Source organism: Sulfitobacter sp. LC.270.F.C4, from assembly GCF_032922545.1.
GTDB lineage: Bacteria > Pseudomonadota > Alphaproteobacteria > Rhodobacterales > Rhodobacteraceae > Sulfitobacter > Sulfitobacter profundi.
The window spans coordinates 2,180,030-2,196,774 of sequence record NZ_CP136692.1 but is presented as its reverse complement, the minus strand read 5'-3'; the positions used below and the strand labels follow the sequence as shown (position 1 = coordinate 2,196,774).

17 protein-coding genes are annotated in these 16,745 nt (G+C 61.9%); 10 read left to right on the top strand and 7 right to left on the bottom strand.

From position 1 onward, the window contains the following. The 9 genes from R1T45_RS14660 (at nt 1) to R1T45_RS14620 (ending at nt 7,788) form a co-directional block, all read left to right on the top strand. Nucleotides 1-873, top strand: coding sequence for a lysophospholipid acyltransferase family protein (locus R1T45_RS14660; protein WP_317389437.1), 873 nt, complete (start codon nt 1-3; stop codon nt 871-873). A 9-nt stretch (nt 874-882) separates the two neighbouring features. Further along, nucleotides 883-1,692 (top strand): glutamate racemase, encoded by an 810-nt coding sequence (locus R1T45_RS14655; RefSeq protein ID WP_120350934.1) that lies wholly within the window; start codon nt 883-885, stop codon nt 1,690-1,692. 38 nt (nt 1,693-1,730) lie between these two features. Beyond that, nucleotides 1,731-2,759: an N-acetyl-gamma-glutamyl-phosphate reductase gene (argC, locus tag R1T45_RS14650; protein ID WP_317389436.1), complete on the top strand. Its 1,029-nt coding sequence runs from the start codon at nt 1,731-1,733 to the stop codon at nt 2,757-2,759. Beyond that, on the top strand, nt 2,756-3,199 hold the full coding sequence (gene ccmE / locus R1T45_RS14645) for a cytochrome c maturation protein CcmE (protein ID WP_067937768.1): 444 nt from the start codon (nt 2,756-2,758) through the stop codon (nt 3,197-3,199). Before argC ends, ccmE begins: the two co-directional genes overlap by 4 nt. Before the next feature lie 82 nt (nt 3,200-3,281). Beyond that, nucleotides 3,282-3,893, top strand: coding sequence for a holin-associated N-acetylmuramidase (locus R1T45_RS14640; RefSeq protein ID WP_317389435.1), 612 nt, complete (start codon nt 3,282-3,284; stop codon nt 3,891-3,893). Further along, entirely contained in the window at nt 3,884-4,459 is a 576-nt protein-coding gene (locus R1T45_RS14635; RefSeq protein ID WP_317389434.1) for a holin family protein, read from the top strand. Before R1T45_RS14640 ends, R1T45_RS14635 begins: the two co-directional genes overlap by 10 nt. A 74-nt stretch (nt 4,460-4,533) precedes the next feature. Next, nucleotides 4,534-6,498, top strand: coding sequence for a heme lyase CcmF/NrfE family subunit (locus R1T45_RS14630; protein WP_120350938.1), 1,965 nt, complete (start codon nt 4,534-4,536; stop codon nt 6,496-6,498). Continuing rightward, nucleotides 6,495-6,947 (top strand): cytochrome c-type biogenesis protein CcmH, encoded by a 453-nt coding sequence (locus tag R1T45_RS14625; protein ID WP_067626983.1) that lies wholly within the window; start codon nt 6,495-6,497, stop codon nt 6,945-6,947. Before R1T45_RS14630 ends, R1T45_RS14625 begins: the two co-directional genes overlap by 4 nt. A gap of 67 nt (nt 6,948-7,014) precedes the next feature. Beyond that, nucleotides 7,015-7,788 (top strand): enoyl-CoA hydratase-related protein, encoded by a 774-nt coding sequence (locus tag R1T45_RS14620; RefSeq protein WP_120350940.1) that lies wholly within the window; start codon nt 7,015-7,017, stop codon nt 7,786-7,788. Between the two features lie 2 nt (nt 7,789-7,790). Here R1T45_RS14620 and R1T45_RS14615 read toward each other — a convergent pair whose 3' ends face one another. The 3 genes from R1T45_RS14615 to gltX all read right to left on the bottom strand — a co-directional run bounded on the left by R1T45_RS14615 (nt 7,791) and on the right by gltX (nt 11,382). Further along, entirely contained in the window at nt 7,791-8,090 is a 300-nt protein-coding gene (locus tag R1T45_RS14615) for a hypothetical protein (RefSeq protein WP_120350941.1), read from the bottom strand. 480 nt (nt 8,091-8,570) lie between these two features. After that, complete coding sequence (locus R1T45_RS14610; protein ID WP_067626303.1) at nt 8,571-9,866, bottom strand: citrate synthase; 1,296 nt, start codon at nt 9,864-9,866, stop codon at nt 8,571-8,573. 115 nt (nt 9,867-9,981) lie between these two features. After that, nucleotides 9,982-11,382, bottom strand: a complete 1,401-nt coding sequence (gene gltX, locus R1T45_RS14605; RefSeq protein ID WP_317389433.1) for a glutamate--tRNA ligase — start codon at nt 11,380-11,382, stop codon at nt 9,982-9,984. Between the two features lie 115 nt (nt 11,383-11,497). Here gltX and R1T45_RS14600 point away from each other — a divergent pair, with 115 nt between their 5' ends. Further along, nucleotides 11,498-13,525, top strand: a complete 2,028-nt coding sequence (locus R1T45_RS14600) for a ComEC/Rec2 family competence protein (RefSeq protein WP_317389432.1) — start codon at nt 11,498-11,500, stop codon at nt 13,523-13,525. Here the strand turns inward: R1T45_RS14600 and lexA are convergent. The 4 genes from lexA to trpC all read right to left on the bottom strand — a co-directional run bounded on the left by lexA (nt 13,519) and on the right by trpC (nt 16,740). After that, on the bottom strand, nt 13,519-14,214 hold the full coding sequence (lexA, locus tag R1T45_RS14595; RefSeq protein ID WP_317389431.1) for a transcriptional repressor LexA: 696 nt from the start codon (nt 14,212-14,214) through the stop codon (nt 13,519-13,521). The genes R1T45_RS14600 and lexA overlap by 7 nt on opposite strands. A 71-nt stretch (nt 14,215-14,285) precedes the next feature. Beyond that, the gene (gene glp / locus R1T45_RS14590) at nt 14,286-15,458 is read right to left on the bottom strand and encodes a gephyrin-like molybdotransferase Glp (protein ID WP_317389430.1); all 1,173 of its coding nucleotides are present in this window, start codon (nt 15,456-15,458) and stop codon (nt 14,286-14,288) included. Then, nucleotides 15,455-15,928 carry a cyclic pyranopterin monophosphate synthase MoaC gene (gene moaC, locus R1T45_RS14585; RefSeq protein ID WP_067941390.1) on the bottom strand — a complete coding sequence of 158 codons (474 nt, stop codon included), beginning with the start codon at nt 15,926-15,928 and terminating at the stop codon, nt 15,455-15,457. Before moaC ends, glp begins: the two co-directional genes overlap by 4 nt. After that, nucleotides 15,928-16,740 (bottom strand): indole-3-glycerol phosphate synthase TrpC, encoded by an 813-nt coding sequence (gene trpC, locus R1T45_RS14580; protein ID WP_317389429.1) that lies wholly within the window; start codon nt 16,738-16,740, stop codon nt 15,928-15,930. The genes moaC and trpC overlap by 1 nt, the downstream gene beginning before the upstream one ends. Nucleotides 16,741-16,745: the final 5 nt, after the last annotated feature.

The following is a 16,745-nucleotide window of genomic DNA, read 5'->3' as shown; positions in this document are numbered from 1 at the left end:
GTGACCTACGCCCGTGACATAAGCTATGCCCATTCCGCCCGAACTCGGGGCGGGAGGGCGCTCATCCGATTGATGGAAAATACCACCGGGCGGGTGTCCTTACTGAAACGGGCCGAGGGCTACGAAGACGATCTGGCCGCGGGGCTGGGGTTCTTTGATGCCATGGTGCGGCGCTGTGGTTTGACATTGGATGTGATGCGCGGGTCTTTGGCCGATATTCCAAAGCGTGGCCCTGTCATTCTGATCGCCAATCATCCCTACGGCATTCTGGACGGGCTGATGCTAGGCCATATCCTCAGCCGGACGCGCGGTGACTTTCGGATCATGGCCAATGCGGTGTTCAGCCAAGCGCCGGATCTGGCACACCATCTTTTGCCGATCAGCTTTGCCGAAGACCGCGCCGCGCTGGCGCTGAACCTCGCCACGCGCCGGACCGCGTTGACCTATCTAGACCAAGGCGGTGCGATTGGCATCTTCCCGGGCGGCACGGTCAGCACCGCCGCGCGGCCCTTTTCGCAACCGATGGATCCCGGATGGCGCAGTTTCACCGCGCGGATGATCGCCAAGTCTGACGCCACGGTGGTGCCGATCTATTTCGACGGCCACACCAGCCGGCTGTTCCAAATCGCCAGCCACCTGCATGCCAATCTGCGAATGGGGCTGCTGATCAAAGAGTTCCGCGCCCGTGTCGATAGCCCCGTGCGCGTGGCCATCGGCGACCCGATTCCGCGCACCATGCTTGACCCGCTGGCGGGGGACGCAAAAGCGATGATGGATTTCCTGCGCAAAGCCACTTATGAGTTGTCACCAAAGCCGGGCCAGTATCAGGGTCTTGGCTACGAGTTTGAGGAACGGCATAGAGCCGACAGGTGACGACAGACCATGGCAGTTGGTATTTTCGATTCGGGACTGGGCGGGCTGACCGTCTGGAACAAGGTGCAAGAACGGCTGCCGGAGGTGGATTTTGTCTATCTCGCTGACAGCGCCCATGCGCCCTACGGCGTGCGCAATGCCGATGATATCTATGCGCTGACCTGCGCCGCCGTGCAGCGGCTGTTTGATGCGGGGTGCGATCTGGTGATCCTTGCCTGTAACACCGCCTCGGCCGCTGCGCTGCGCCGGATGCAAGAGGGCTGGATCCCGCGCGAGAAACGGGTGTTGGGCGTCTTTGTGCCGCTGATCGAGGCGATGACCGAACGCCAATGGGGCGATAACTCCCCGCCGCGCGAAGTGGCGGTGAACCATGTGGCGCTTTTCGCCACGCCCGCGACGGTAGCAAGCCGCGCCTTTCAGCGTGAACTGTCCTTCCGCGCCATCGGGGTGGATGTCGAAGCGCAGGCCTGCGGTGGGGTGGTCGATGCCATCGAAGAGGGCGATATGATCCTCGCCGAAGCGCTGGTGCGCAGCCATGTCGATGCGTTGAAACGTAAAATGCCCGACCCCGACGCGGCGATCTTGGGCTGCACCCATTACCCGCTGATGCAGGAGGCGTTTCAGGCGGCCTTGGGCGGGCAAGTCAAAGTGTTTAGCCAAGCCGAGTTGGTGGCGGATTCATTGGCGGATTATCTTGAGCGGCATCCCAATATGATGGGCAGTGGCGAGGCGGCGTTTCTCACCACCGGCGATCCCGCCCGGGTGAGCGACCGTGCGACGCAGTTCCTGCGACGACAGATCACATTCACCGCCGCCTGAACTCCAATTATATTTCGTTCCGAACAAGGGGACAGACCATGACCCAGAACATCGCCATTCTTGGCGCCTCCGGCTATACCGGGGCAGAACTCATCCGGCTGATCGCTGGCCATTCCTCAATGAAAATCAAAGCTTTGGGGGCGAACTCCAAGGCGGGGCACTCTATGGCCGAGGTGTTTCCGCATCTGCGCCATCTTGATCTGCCCACATTGGTCACGATTGAAGAAATCGACTTTTCGCAGATTGATCTGTGCTTTTGCGCGTTGCCGCATAAGACCAGCCAAGAGGTGATCGCGGCGCTGCCCAAAGACCTGAAGATCGTCGACCTCTCTGCCGATTTCCGCCTGCGCAACCCAGAGGATTACGCCACGTGGTACGGCAATGAACACGCCGCCCTAGAGCAGCAGAAAGAGGCGGTCTACGGCCTTACCGAGTTCTACCGCAAAGAGATTTCAGCCGCGCGGTTGGTGGCAGGCACGGGCTGCAACGCGGCGACGGGGCAGTTTGCCCTGCGCCCGCTGATCGCCGCGGGTGTGATTGATCTGGATGACATCATTCTCGACCTGAAATGCGCGGTCTCGGGCGCGGGGCGCTCGCTCAAGGAAAACCTGCTTCATGCGGAGTTGAGCGAGGGCTATCACGCCTATGCGCTTGGCAGCACGCACCGGCATCTGGGTGAATTCGATCAGGAATTCTCGGCTATTGCCGGGCGGCCCGTGCAGGTGCAATTCACCCCGCATTTGGTGCCCGCAAACCGCGGCATCTTGGCCACCTGCTATGTCAAAGGCGACGCGCAGACGATTTATGAGACGCTGCAGAACGCCTATGCAGATGAGCCCTTTATCGAGGTGCTGCCCTTCGGCGAAGCGCCCAGCACCCGGCATGTGCGCGGCTCGAACTTCTGCCATATCGGCGTGGTCGCCGACCGTCAGACCGGGCGGGCGACCGTGGTCGCGGCGCTCGATAATCTGACCAAAGGCTCCAGCGGTCAGGCGTTGCAAAACGCGAACCTGATGCTCGGCTTGCCGGAAACCGAGGGGCTGATGATGGCCCCGCTGTTCCCATGAAGAGCCTCAAGAAACAGCGCCGGATCCAGATCATTGCCGTTGCGGCGGTGGCCTTGGTACTGTCGACTACTCTGATCGGCTATGCGCTGCGCGACGGGATCAACTATTTCCGCGCGCCGAGCCAAGTCATCGCCGAGCCGCCCGGCCCGGCAGAGGTGTTCCGCATTGGCGGTCTGGTCGAAGAAGGGTCACTCAAACGCGGACAGGGCGAACAGATTCGCTTTGCCGTGACCGATGGTGGGGCCTCCGTGCCGGTCGTCTTTACCGGGGTGTTGCCTGATCTGTTCGAAGAGAACCAAGGCATGGTCGGCACCGGACGTTATATCGATGGGACTTTCGAAGCCTCTGAAATCCTTGCCAAACATGACGAGACTTACATGCCCAAGGAAGTAACGGATGCGCTGAAAGAGCAGGGCGTCTACCGCGAGCCCGAAGGGTGATCTGCGCGCAACGCACGCGGGGCTGAGGCCCCGTTAACCCATCCGGCCGAGCCTGTTTGCACCCAAGACAGGAGAGCCCGCGATGCAGACCGTCCGAGAGATCGCCAGCGCCATCGTCGCCCGGGAGGGCGGCTTTGTGAATGACCCCGATGACCCCGGCGGGGCGACGAAATTCGGGGTGACGATCCATACCATGCGCCGATTGGGACTGGACCTGACGGGGGATGGGGCGGTCGATGTGGCCGACGTGCGCCGCCTAAGTCGCGCGCAGGCGGTGGATATCTTTGTCAGACATTACTTCAACGCCCCGCGCATCGCGGAATTGCCCGCGCCGTTGCAGCCGAGCGTTTTTGACATGTATGTCAATGCGGGCAGCAATGCGGTGAAGATCCTGCAAAGCTTGCTGCGCGAGATGGGGGAGGAGATCGGTGTTGACGGGGCCATCGGGCCGCAGACGATCCGCGCCGCCCAAGCCGCATGGCAGGCCGCCCCTGATCATCTGGTCGACGCCTACGGCATCGCGCGGCGCAACTACTACTTCCGTCTCGCCGACCGTCGCGCCGCCAGCCGAAAATACGCGCGCAGCCGGGCTGGCGGCAAGGGCGGCTGGATCCGGCGCGCCGAAGAGTTCATCGCACCACAATATCGCATGAGCGACGCAGATTTCGCACGGAGGGTGGCACAATGGGGCTGATCGAACGTATTTTTACGACGGTTTTCGGCGGCGAGCGCAATGTCATCCGCGACACGGTCGAAGTGTTTCGCGAGAATGCCGAGGCCGGGGCGCAGCGTGCCCATGCGGTGCAGGGCAAAGCGATGGCGCAATATGGGGCGGAGTTCGCCCAAGCTCGGCAGGGCGGCTTTGACCGCTTCATGGATGGGATCAACCGTTTGCCCCGCCCGATGCTTGCGCTCGGCACCTTGGGGCTGTTCGTCACGGCCATGGTTAACCCTTTGTGGTTTGCCGAACGGATGCAGGGCATTGCGCTGGTGCCAGAGCCGCTTTGGTGGCTGTTGGGCGTGATCGTGTCCTTCTACTTCGGGGCGCGGCAGCAGATGAAATCGCAGGAGTTTCAGCGCGCCATCGTGGGCACCATCGCTCGGGTGCCGCAGGTGGTCGAGAATATCGAGACGCTGCGCAAGTTGCGCGCAGATAGCCCCCATGTGGCCGACACGGGTGCCGACAGCCGCTTGGCCCTTGCCGCAGTCACGCCGTCGGAGAATCCGGCCCTAGACGCATGGCGCCGCAGCCGCGCCTGACTGCGACCGATTGACCGTTTCCTAGGTTTGATTTGCCATGGCTTAGGGGGCTTAGGCCCCCTATAGTCCGCCCCATGATTACAGAACTTGGACATTTCGCGCTTGTGCTCGCCTTTGGCGTGGCCCTTGTACAGATGGTGGTGCCGATGTGGGGCGCTTGGCGGGGCCGTGCTGCTTGGATGGCGATGGCCGAACCGGCGGCGGCGGCGCAGTTCATCCTGATTGCCCTGTCCTTTGGCGCGCTGATGTGGGCCTTCATCACCTCGGATTTCAGCCTGCAACTGGTGGTGGCCAACAGCCATTCCGCCAAGCCGATGCTGTATAAGATCAGCGGGACATGGGGCAACCACGAAGGCTCGATGCTGCTGTGGGTGCTGATCGTGGCGCTTTTCGGTGCCATGGCCGCGTGGTTTGGCGGCAATCTGCCGCCGCGCCTGCGCGCGCGGGTGCTCTCGGTCCAAGCCGCGATTGGCGTGGCTTTTCTGGCGTTTATCCTTTTCACCTCGAACCCTTTCTTGCGCATGGGCACGCCGCCTTTTGATGGCCAAGACCTGAACCCGCTCTTGCAAGACCCCGGTTTGGCCTTTCACCCGCCATTTCTCTATCTCGGCTATGTTGGCCTCAGCATGGCCTTCAGCTTTGCCGTGGCGGCGCTGATCGAAGGGCGCGTGGATGCGGCGTGGGGCCGGTGGGTGCGGCCTTGGACACTGGCGGCTTGGGTCTTCTTGACCATTGGCATCGCGCTCGGGTCTTGGTGGGCCTATTATGAGCTTGGCTGGGGCGGTTTCTGGTTCTGGGATCCGGTCGAGAATGCGAGCTTCATGCCCTGGCTCTTGGCGGCGGCGCTGCTGCATTCGGCGATTGTGGTGGAAAAACGCGAGAGCTTGAAAAGCTGGACCATCCTGCTGGCGATCCTTGCTTTCGGTTTCTCGCTGATCGGCACCTTTATCGTGCGTTCTGGTCTGCTGACCTCCGTCCATGCCTTTGCCAACGACCCTGAGCGCGGGGTCTTTATTCTGGCCATTTTGGGGTCTTTCACCGGCGGGGCGCTGGTGCTCTACTCGCTGCGCGCATCGGCGCTTGAGGCCAAGGGCGTCTTTGGCCTTTTGAGCCGTGAGACCGCCTTGGTGGTGAACAATCTGCTGCTGGCTGTGGCCTGTTTCGTCGTTTTCGTGGGCACCATGTGGCCGCTGGTGGCCGAGATGTTCCTTGACCGCAAACTCAGTGTCGGCCCGCCATTCTTTAACGCTGCGTTTACTCCTTTCATGGTAGCGCTTGGACTGATCCTGCCGATCGGCAGCGCGATGCCGTGGAAACGGGCCAAGATCATGAGGGCGCTATATCCGCTGCGCTATGTCTTCCTCTTGGCGCTGGCGCTTGGGGGCTTGGCCTTTGCCATGCAGTCCGGACGCGGGCTGTTGGGGCCTGTGGGCATGTTCCTTGGGGCATGGCTGCTGATGGGCACCGCGGTGGATGTGATGCAGCGTTTGGGCCGCGGCCCGGGTAAGTTGCGCCGTCTACGGCGTCTGCCGCGCGCTGATTGGGGCAAGGCCACGGCGCATGGCGGGCTGGGCATCACCATGGCCGGGATCGCGGGGCTGATGGCTTGGGCCGTGGATGACATCCGCGTGGCCCGGATTGATGAGCCTTTTGACGTGGGCAGCTACACGCTGACCCTCCGCGACGTGAGTGAAGTCAGGGGGCCGAACTACCTCAGTACTATGGCCGAGATCACGCTGGCGCAGGAAGGCGATGTGATCTCGACCCTGCGGCCCGAAAAGCGGTTCTACCCCGTGGCGCAGATGCCGACGACCGAGGCGGCGATCGATTATAACCTCGCCCGGGACATCTATGTGGTGATCGGCGATGCGCAGGACGGCGGCGGTTGGGCTGTGCGGACCTATATCAAACCGATGACCAATTGGATTTGGATCGGTTGTGCGCTGATGGCGCTTGGGGGGGTACTGAGCCTGAGCGACCGGCGTTTCCGTGTCGCGGCGGGCGCACGCAAACAACCAGCAGGGGTGCCTGCGGAATGAAGCGGCTGCTGCTGATCCTGACCCTGCTCGCCAGCCCCCTATGGGCGGTGCAGCCAGACGAGGTGTTGGACGATCCCGCATTGGAGGCCCGCGCGCGGGAGCTGAGCCAAGGTCTGCGCTGTCTTGTTTGCCGTAACGAGAGTATTGATGAGAGCAACGCAAGCCTTGCGCGCGATCTGCGAATTCTGCTGCGCGAGCGGTTGGTGGCCGGCGACAGCGATGAGGAAGCGGTGGATTTCATCGTCGACCGCTACGGTGAATATGTCCTGCTGAACCCGCAGGCCACGGGGGCCAATTGGCTGCTGTGGGGCGCGGGACCGCTGATGCTTTTGTTGGCCGGAGGGCTCGGGGTGGTCTATCTGCGTGGCCGTGCGCGCAGCAAAACCCCGACCGAGGCCCCACTCTCGCCCGAGGAAGAAGCCCGCCTGCGCGATATTCTCGACCGCTGACGCGCCGTTGTACTGGCAGTGGCAACTTGCTTTGATATGCTGCGGCCAAGCAATCAAGGATAGCAAGATGGACTATGAAACGATCACCTATGCGCTGACCGATGATGTCGCGCTGATCACGCTGAACCGCGCCGACAAGATGAATGCGCTGACCACCCAAATGCGGGCGGAGCTGACACATGCGGTGACCGAAGGCGGGCGCGCGGCGCGGGTCGTGGTCCTGACGGGGGCGGGCCGGGCCTTTTGCTCGGGGCAGGACTTGGCCGACCGGGCAGGCGGCGTCGCCGATCTGGAGAAAACGCTGCGCGAAGAATATGCCCCGCTGCTGCGCGCCATCATCAACTGCCCCGTGCCGACCATCGCCGCCGTGAACGGCCCGGCAGCGGGAGCGGGGGCGAATATCGCGCTGGCCGCCGATGTCGTCTTTGCCAGTGAGAGCGCTTATTTCATGCAGGCTTTCACCCGCATTGGCTTGATCCCTGACGCGGGCGGCACCTATGCGCTGCCGCGCCAGATGGGCATGGCCAAGGCGATGGGCGCGGCCCTTTTCGCCGATAAGATCACCGCGCGGCAGGCCGATGATTGGGGCATGATCTGGCAAGCCGTACCGGATGCCGAATTCGACGCCCATTGGCGCACCAAGGCCGCGCAACTGGCCGCCGGTCCCACAGCGGCCTATGCAGAGGCCAAGAAAGCCATCCGCGCGTCTTGGGACAATGGGTTGGAGGATCAACTGTCGCTGGAGGCCGAAGCGCAGGGTCGCTGCGGAAAGTCACAGGATTTCGCCGAAGGGGTCACGGCCTTTACACAAAAGCGCAGCCCCAAGTTTCAGGGGCGGTAAGGCTAGCAGCTCCGCTCGACCAAAAGCACATCGCTTGCCGAAGGTGCCGGGCCATTGGCCCGCGCCACCACCGCCACCGCGACGCCATCCGCCAAAACCGTATGTACGGAGTTCGACACCTGCGCGATGGTGATCCGTGGCGGGGTCTGGCCCTTGTCATAGACGACCGCGATCTGATCGCAATCATGCAGCGTGTCGGGCACCAGTGCACCCTGAGGGCCGGGGATTTCACTGGCCTTGGCGGGCGTCAGACCGGTTGCGCAGTCCCAGCGAAGCCCTTTGGTCCGTTCTGATCCGGTCATCGTGCTTTCCTTCGTCGCGGGCGGGCTGCTAAGCTGCCAAATGTCATCTACCTTTGGGGCGGACTCCAGCCGGACCGCGAGAGGGGAAATCCCTCAATGCAGTGCCGCGATGATGCCTTTCCCACCCCGAAAAGGCCTCTTGATGTGAGGGTATCGCCCCGGGGGGATTCCCGTCAAGCGGGACTGGGCCATTGTCACGCAAGGCGAAACAGTGCCGTAATTTGGCCGTAATTTGCGCCTCGGTGTTTCGCAACTGGCAAAACGCTTGGAAACATTCACTGTTTTTCGGACCCATTGCATACGTCGCGAGAAGTGGCGTTGATTTACGCGATTCGGAGCCGGGGTATTTGCACGCCGCTTCGCATCTCAATTGTTGCCCTTGGGTCAACAACGTCCAACGCGGGTACCGATTGCAGGGCCGGGGCAAAATGCGAAACGCCCCGGAAATCCGGGGCGTTTGCGATGTTACTGTCGGTTGGTTCAGCGGTTCTCAATATCGACGTAGTCGCGCTTGTCTTCACCAAGGTAAAGCTGACGCGGACGACCGATTTTAAGCTGCGGATCGCTGATCTGCTCTTTCCACTGTGAGATCCAGCCCACGGTCCGCGCCAGCGCGAAGATCGGAGTGAACATCGATGTGGGGAAGCCCATGGCTTCGAGGATGATGCCGGAATAGAAATCCACGTTGGGGAACAGTTTCTTCTCCGCGAAATACGGATCTTCCAATGCCGCTTTTTCAAGTTCCTTGGCGACCTGAAGGATCGGGTTGTTTTCAACACCCATCAGCTCCAGAACCTCGTCGGCGCTTTCCTTCATCACGGTCGCGCGCGGGTCGTGGTTTTTGTAAACGCGGTGGCCAAAGCCCATCAGGCGGAAGGGATCGTTCTTGTCCTTGGCGCGGGCGATGAACTCAGGAATGCGATCGGGCGTGCCGATTTCCTTGAGCATTTCCAAGCAGGCTTGGTTCGCACCACCATGTGCCGGACCCCAAAGGCAGGCGATGCCGGCGGCGATACAAGCGAAGGGGTTCGCGCCGGAAGAAGACGCCAGACGCACGGTCGAGGTCGAGGCGTTCTGCTCGTGATCGGCATGGAGGGTAAAGATCCGGTCCATCGCGCGGCTCAGGATCGGGTTTACCTCATGGTCTTCGGCCGGAACGGCAAAGCACATGCGCAGGAAGTTCGAGGCATAGTCCAGATCGTTGCGCGGATAGACGAAGGGTTGGCCGATGGTGTATTTATAGGCCATCGCCGCGATGGTCGGCATCTTGGCAATCAGACGGATCGTCGCGACTTCGCGCTGATGCTCGTCGTTGATGTCGGTGCTGTCGTGATAGAAGGCCGACATCGCGCCGACCACGCCCACCATGATTGCCATCGGATGCGCGTCGCGACGGAACCCACGGAAGAAGTTCATCATCTGCTCGTGCAGCATGGTGTGGTTGGTCACCAGACATTCGAAATCTTCAAGCGCCTTGGGGGAGGGCAGTTCACCGTAAAGCAACAGGTAGCAAACTTCGAGGTAATGCGATTTGCTCGCCAATTGCTCGATCGGGTAGCCACGGTGCAGCAACACGCCCTCGTCACCATCAATAAAGGTGATCGTGCTGTCGCAGGCTGCCGTCGAGGTGAAACCCGGGTCGTAGGTAAAGACACCCGCCTGAGCGTAAAGCTTGCGGATGTCGACAACATCGGGGCCGTCGGTGGGGCTGTGAATCGGCAGCTCAAAGCTCTGATCGTCGATCGTCAGCGTTGCGGTTTTATTGTTATTGGTCATGAAATCCCTTCCCGAATGTAGGCTGCGGAGATGCTCCCCGCCGTCTGGGCCTAGCCCCAAATGGGGCTGTCCCGTTCAGTTATACCTGCCGCCCAAAGAAGTGGTGAACCAAAACTTAGGCCGCGGCGTCCGTCAGTCGGGCAAGGGTCTCATCGCGCCCCAGCACCAACATCATGTCAAAAACCGATGGGGTGACTGCCCTGCCAGCCAAAGCCGCCCGAAGCGGCCCCGCCAGCTTGCCAAATTTGGTGTCATGCGCGGCAGCAAAGCCGTTCAGTACCTCCTCCAGCGTTTCTTTGTTCCAGCTAGCATTTTGCAATTGCGGCGTCAATTCCGACAGTATGCCACGGGATACCGTATCGAGGTTCTTTGCCGCTTTCTCATCCGGGGTGATCGGGCGCTCGGCTAAGACAAAGGTCGCTTTTTCAAGCAGTTCCGGGAATTTCTTCGCGCGATCTTTGAGGCAATACATCGCCCGCTCCAAACCCTCGGCTTGGGGTGCCGTAAGGGCAGGCTGACCTGCGGCCTCCAGATAGGCTTCGATTTCGCGCCGCAGCGCGGCATCATCGGCCTGCGCGATATGCTGGCCGCAAAGATTTTCGAGCTTTTTCAGGTCGAATTGCGCGGGGCTTTTGCGGATGCCGTCAAGGTCGAACCACTCTTGGGCCTGTGCGTCGGTAAAGAATTCATCATCCCCGTGGCTCCAGCCCAGCCGGGCAAGGTAGTTGCGCATCCCCGCTGCCGGGTAGCCCATTACCTGATATTCCTGCGCCCCCAAGGCCCCGTGACGTTTCGACAGCTTCTTGCCGTCCGCGCCGTGGATCAGCGGGATATGCGCCCAGACCGGCACGTCCCAACCCATCGCCTCATAGATCATCATCTGGCGGGCGGCATTGTTGAGGTGATCGTCGCCGCGCACCACATGGGTCACGCCCATATCGTGATCGTCCACCACCACGGCCAGCATATAGACCGGCGTGCCGTCCGAGCGGAGCAGGATCATATCGTCAAGCTGATCGTTGCGGATGGTCACATCCCCCTGCACCTGATCGCGGATCACGGTGGTGCCTTCCAGCGGCGCTTTGATGCGGATCACGTAGGGCGCGTCGGGGTGGCTTGCCGGATCGGCGTCGCGCCAGGGCGAGCGGTAGAGCGTGCTGCGTCCCTCGGCGCGTGCGGCCTCGCGGAATGCGGTGATTTCTTCTTGGCTGGCGAAGCATTTATAGGCTTTGCCCGCCGCAAGAAGCTCATGTGCGACTTCGGCATGGCGGGGGGCGTTTTCGAACTGGCTGACGATTTCGCCGTCGTGATCTAGGCCCAGCCAAGACATGCCGGCGAGAATCGCTTTCGTCGCCTCTGGGGTGGACCGCGCGCGGTCGGTGTCTTCAATGCGCAGCAGGAATTTGCCCCCCCGACCACGGGCATAGAGCCAATTAAACAGGGCGGTACGCGCCCCGCCGATGTGCAAGAACCCGGTAGGAGACGGGGCGAAACGGGTCACAACAGGGGCGTTCATGGCGGTGGGCCTTTCGGTCAGAGATATTGTGCTCGGAGCGGCGTTTACCGTTTGGTAACCCTACCGGTCCTAGGATTTGACGTCTGTCTACCCAGTGCGATCCGCGGGGGCAAGCATGGGCCTTTGGAACCAGTTCAGCACCGTGATGCTGCGCCAGCGGGGGCATCTGTTCGGCTGGGTGCCGGTCTGTCTCGCCTTGGGGATCGGATGGTATTTTTCGCTGGCGGCGGAGCCTTCGATACCATTGCTTTGGGCCACCGCACTCGCCGTCGCCGCGTTGGCGGTTGTGGCGCGGGCATTGCCTGAGGTTACCGCACCCTTCGCGGTCGGTTTGGCCTTGGTTCTGCTGGGATTGCTCCTCGCGGCGTTTCGGGCGCATTCGATAAGCGCCCCCGTGCTCGGCTGGCGTTACTACGGCGCTGTCGAAGGGCGCGTCGTGGCGCTTGACCGCAGCCAATCGGATGCGCCGCGTATCACGCTTGATCAGGTCCGGTTAGAGCGGGTGCCGCCCGCGCGTACGCCGAGCCGGGTCCGGGTCTCGCTCCACTCGAAACTCCCCGGCGCGGTTGCGCCCAAGCCGGGCATGCAGGTGATGACCACCGCGCATCTGTCGCCGCCCGCGGGCCCGGTTGAGCCCGGCGGATTTGATTTTCAGCGCCACGCTTGGTTCGCGGGGCTGGGGGCGGTCGGTTATGCCCGGGTGCCGCTATTGGGCATCGCAGAACCAGCCGAAAGGGACCCCGGTCTGGCCCTGTTTCGGCTGCGCATGGCCGCATCGGCACGGGTGCGCGCGCATCTGCCCGGTGACATCGGCGGTTTTGCCGCCGCCATCACCACCGGCGACCGCAGCGCCATTTCGCAAGCCGCGCTACAAAACCTGCGCAGCAGCAATCTGGCGCATCTATTGGCGATCTCGGGGCTGCACATGGGGCTGCTCAGCGCGGTCGTCTTTGGCGCGGCGCGGTTGATCCTTGCTCTGCATCCGGTCTCGGCCACAGGCTGGCCCAGCCGCAGCATCGCGGCGGCAGCTGCGCTTATCGCCGCCACCGGCTATCTCGCGCTCTCGGGCGGAAATGTCGCGACCGAGCGGGCCTATATTATGTGCGCCGTTGCCTTGTGCGCGCTGATGATCGGGCGGCGGGCGATTTCGTTGCGGGCCGTCGCCGCGGCGGGGATCATCGTGCTGATCCTGCGCCCCGAGGCGCTGATGGGGCCGGGCTTCCAGATGTCATTCGCCGCGACCACTGCGCTTGTCGCAGTCTTTGGCTGGATGCGCGACTTCGAAGGTGAGGTCATCCCCAAGCGCCTGCGCCCGGTCGCTGCTGTCGTGATCTCTTCGGCCGTTGCGGGTTTCGCCACCGCGCCAATCTCCGCCGCGCATTTTAACACGGTCGCCCATTACGGGCTGGTGGCAAACCTGCTTTCGGTCCCGTTGATGGGCGTCTTGGTCATTCCCGCCGCCGTGCTGGCCGCCATCCTCGCGCCCATAGGGGGCGAGGGGCTGCCGCTTTGGGCAATGGGGCTCGGCCTGAGGTGGATACTATCGGTCGCGGATCTGGTGGCGCATCTGCCCGGCGCGCGCAGTTTCGTGCCGGGGCCGGGGGGATGGGTGCTGCCGCTTCTGTCGCTTGGATTTCTATGGCTCATCCTGTGGCAAGGCCGCATGCGCTGGTTGGGCGGGCCCGCGATGCTGCTGTCCTTCGCTGTTTGGCAGGGGGCCACGCGCCCCGATGTGCTTGTCGCCGATACTGGGACACTGGTGGGTGTAATGACCCCGGCGGGCAGGGCGCTCAGCAAAGAGAGGGGCGCAGGATTTGTTGCCCGCAATTGGTTGGAAAATGACGGAGACCGCGTTGATCAGGCCATGGCCGCTCAAAGGTGGGCCGCGCAAGAGGATAGAATTATCCACCTTTCAGGAAAACGGGCGGTCGCCGCATTTACCGGCTGTCAGCCGGAAGATATCGTGGTGGCATCTGTCGAGATAAAGGCAGCCCAGACTTGGGGCTGCCCGATCTATGATCCCGTTCGCCTACGTGAAACCGGCGCACTGGCGCTAACCAAATCGTCCCACGGTTGGCAGATCACCACCGCGAGGGACCGTGCCGGCCTGCGTTTGTGGAACAGCAGGCCAAAGCGTCAGTAGGTGCGGATCAACCCCACCAGTCGGCCCTGAACCTTAACCTTGTCCGAGGGCAGTACGCGGGTTTCATAGGCCGCGTTCGCCGCTTCCAAAGCGACCGAAGACCCCTGCCTACGGAAACGTTTCAGCGTTGCCTCTTGATCCTCGACCAGCGCGACCACGATATCACCGTTGTCGGCCACAGATGTCTCGCGGATCACTACGATGTCGCCATCGTTAATGCCCGCCTCAATCATCGAGTTGCCCCGTACCTCAAGCGCGTAATGCTCGCTTTGACCGGCGATCATTCCACCGGGAACCGTAACGCTGTGCGAGACTTGTGAAATCGCCTCAATCGGAACACCGGCAGCAATCCGGCCCATGACCGGCACATCAAAGGCGTGCTGCGCCGTGACCGATTGTGCTGCGGGCGGCGGCGGGGTGTCGGGGCGATCCCCGTCAATCACGCGCGGGGCAAAACCGGGCGCACCGCCGAGGCTTTCAGGAAGTTTGACCACTTCGATTGCGCGGGCACGATGGGCAAGGCGCCGGATAAATCCGCGTTCTTCTAGTGCCGTGATCAAACGGTGAATGCCAGACTTCGATCGCAGATCGAGTGCCAATTTCATCTCATCAAAACTCGGCGGGACGCCGTCGCGCTGCACGCGCTGGTGAATGAAAGAAAGCAAATCGAGTTGTTTTTTGGTCAGCATTGCACGGCCCCTGAAGCATTTATTGCTTTTGTTCTACGGATGTTCTTGTTTTGTGTCAACCGCTGCGGGCGTTAAATCAAAATGTACTGCTGTATATCCCCGGCATTCCTTGCTGGATCCGCGGGCGGACGAACCATCAAAGCATCCGCCTGTGCCAAGACGGACAGAAGGGATGAATCCTGACGATCATCCGGATAAAGCGCTCCATCGCGAAGCTGAGCTCGCATATAGTGCGCTCGCGGTCCATTTGGGCCAATGCCGCGCCCGAGGGGCGCATCGCGCAGGGGGGCTTGTACGTCTTGCAACCCCAACATCCGCCGCAGCATCGGCAACACGAAGACCGCCCCGCAAACCATTGCTGAGACTGGGTTTCCCGGCAGCCCGATCATTGCTGAGGCTCCGATTTTGCCTGCCATCAAGGGCTTGCCCGGGCGCATGGCGACTTTGTAAAAAGCCTGCTCCATGCCGAGCTCTGCCGCGACCGGCGCAATTAGGTCGTGATCGCCTACCGAAGCGCCGCCGATCGTGACAATAAGGTCCGCGCCGCGGGCCAAGGCGAAAGCTTGTTTGAGCGAGGCCGCAGTGTCGCGCGCGATGGGCAGCATACGCACCTCGGCGCCTGCATCCTCGAACATCGCGGCAAGGCCGTAGCTGTTGGAGGCGATGATCTGGTCAGGGCCGGGGCTCTCGCCGGGTTGCACTAATTCATCCCCTGTGGCGAGGATCGCGATGACGGGTTTGCGCGTGACGGGCACTTTCGCGACGTTCATCGCGGCGAGCAACGCCACGTCTGCAGGGCGCAGAATGCGCGGGGCGGTGAGCTCTTCGCCTTGGGTAAAATCTCCCCCCGCGGGGCGGATATTGTCTTTGTCATCAATGCGGTGGCCAAGGGTGATAAGGTTGCCGCGCCGGGTGACAACCTCTTGGATCACCACGAAATCGGCCCCATCGGGGATCGGTGCGCCTGTGAAGATGCGGATGGCTTGCCCGGCGCGGAGCGTACCTGCGTAGCCATGGCCCGCCGCAGCCTCGCCGACCACCTTGAACATCGCGTCCGGCTCGACCTCAGCCCGGCGCAGTGCGTAGCCGTCCATAGAGGACGCGGCAAAGGGCGGTTGGCTGCGCTGCGCCATCACGGGTCGTGACAAGACGCGGCCATTTGCGGCCCGCAGAGCGACTTCTTCGGTTTCTAGCGGGGTGACGAGGTCTAAAACACCCGCCATTGCCGCTTCAACGCTGATCATGTCGCCTCATAACGGCCTGATTTGCCACCGTCTTTCAATGTGACCCGCGTGCCGCCAATTTCCATCGCCTTATCTACCGCTTTCGCCATGTCATAGACCGTGAGCGCGGTGACAGAGGCGGCAGTGAGGGCTTCCATCTCTACGCCCGTTTGACCGGTGGTCTTGACGGTGGCCGAGATCCGGATGCCCGGTAGGGTGGCGTCGGGCGTTAGATCAACGCTGACTTTCGTGATCGGCAATGGGTGACAAAGCGGGATCAGATCCGCCGTACGCTTGGCCGCCATGATCCCGGCAAGCCTTGCGACGCCTAGAACGTCACCTTTCTTGGCCCGCCCTTCGGTAATAATTTCAAGCGTTTCGGGTGCCATCTTGATGTAGCTTTCGGCTCTGGCCACGCGGGAGGTCACGGCCTTGTCAGAGACATCGACCATATGCGCGTCGCCTTCAGCATCAAAGTGGGTCAGCGCCATCACATACCTCCCGGGATGAGGGGGCTGGCCAACAGATCGCGGGTGGCCTGTTCGACATCTTCCTGCCGCATAAGGCTTTCGCCAATCAAGAAACAGCGCGCACCGTAAATCGCCATATCAGCGAGGTCGGCGGGGGTGTAGAGGCCAGATTCGCAGACCAGCATCCGATCAGGCGGAACCGCCTCGGACAGTTGACGTGTCACATCAAGAGAGGTCTCGAAGGTATTGAGATTGCGGTTATTGATCCCAATCATCCGGCTCGTAAGCTTTTCGGCACGGGCCAGTTCTGCGGCGTCATGCACTTCGATCAGCGCATCCATGCCCCAGTCCTGCGCGGCTTGCTCCAACTCGGCGGCCTGCGCATCAGAAACGGAGGCCATGATGATCAGAATGCAATCCGCACCAAGGCTGCGCGCTTCGGCGACTTGATAGGGGTCGTAAAGGAAATCCTTGCGCAGCACCGGAAGATCGCAGGCCGCGCGAGCCTCGACCAAGAACTCTTTCGCGCCTTGAAAACTGGGCGTATCGGTCAAAACTGATAGGCAGGTGGCGCCGCCTGCGGCATAGGCGCGGGCAAGGTCGGCGGGCTCGAAGTCTTCTCGGATCAGCCCTTTCGACGGGCTGGCTTTCTTGATCTCGGCAATCAGGCCATAGCCCTCGCGGGAGGCTTCGTGCAGGCGCTGCGCAAAGGGGCGCACGGGCGGTGCTGCGCGGGCGGCGGCCTCCATGTCAGCCTGCGATTTTTCGGCCTTGGCAGCGGCGATTTCTTCCAGCTTATAGGCTTTGATTTTTTCCAGAATAGTGGCGGTCATGGCAT

Excerpts from the sequence above, each read along its gene's own strand:
- R1T45_RS14655 (WP_120350934.1), top strand. The coding sequence starts at position 883 with ATGGCAGTTGGTATTTTCGATTCGGGACTGGGCGGGCTGACCGTCTGG.
- argC (WP_317389436.1), top strand. The coding sequence starts at position 1,731 with ATGACCCAGAACATCGCCATTCTTGGCGCCTCCGGCTATACCGGGGCA.
- ccmE (WP_067937768.1), top strand. The coding sequence starts at position 2,756 with ATGAAGAGCCTCAAGAAACAGCGCCGGATCCAGATCATTGCCGTTGCG.
- R1T45_RS14640 (WP_317389435.1), top strand. The coding sequence starts at position 3,282 with ATGCAGACCGTCCGAGAGATCGCCAGCGCCATCGTCGCCCGGGAGGGC.
- R1T45_RS14635 (WP_317389434.1), top strand. The coding sequence starts at position 3,884 with ATGGGGCTGATCGAACGTATTTTTACGACGGTTTTCGGCGGCGAGCGC.
- R1T45_RS14630 (WP_120350938.1), top strand. The coding sequence starts at position 4,534 with ATGATTACAGAACTTGGACATTTCGCGCTTGTGCTCGCCTTTGGCGTG.
- R1T45_RS14625 (WP_067626983.1), top strand. The coding sequence starts at position 6,495 with ATGAAGCGGCTGCTGCTGATCCTGACCCTGCTCGCCAGCCCCCTATGG.
- R1T45_RS14620 (WP_120350940.1), top strand. The coding sequence starts at position 7,015 with ATGGACTATGAAACGATCACCTATGCGCTGACCGATGATGTCGCGCTG.
- R1T45_RS14615 (WP_120350941.1), bottom strand. The coding sequence starts at position 8,090 with ATGACCGGATCAGAACGGACCAAAGGGCTTCGCTGGGACTGCGCAACC.
- R1T45_RS14610 (WP_067626303.1), bottom strand. The coding sequence starts at position 9,866 with ATGACCAATAACAATAAAACCGCAACGCTGACGATCGACGATCAGAGC.
- gltX (WP_317389433.1), bottom strand. The coding sequence starts at position 11,382 with ATGAACGCCCCTGTTGTGACCCGTTTCGCCCCGTCTCCTACCGGGTTC.
- R1T45_RS14600 (WP_317389432.1), top strand. The coding sequence starts at position 11,498 with ATGGGCCTTTGGAACCAGTTCAGCACCGTGATGCTGCGCCAGCGGGGG.
- lexA (WP_317389431.1), bottom strand. The coding sequence starts at position 14,214 with ATGCTGACCAAAAAACAACTCGATTTGCTTTCTTTCATTCACCAGCGC.
- glp (WP_317389430.1), bottom strand. The coding sequence starts at position 15,458 with ATGATCAGCGTTGAAGCGGCAATGGCGGGTGTTTTAGACCTCGTCACC.
- moaC (WP_067941390.1), bottom strand. The coding sequence starts at position 15,928 with ATGGCGCTGACCCACTTTGATGCTGAAGGCGACGCGCATATGGTCGAT.
- trpC (WP_317389429.1), bottom strand. The coding sequence starts at position 16,740 with ATGACCGCCACTATTCTGGAAAAAATCAAAGCCTATAAGCTGGAAGAA.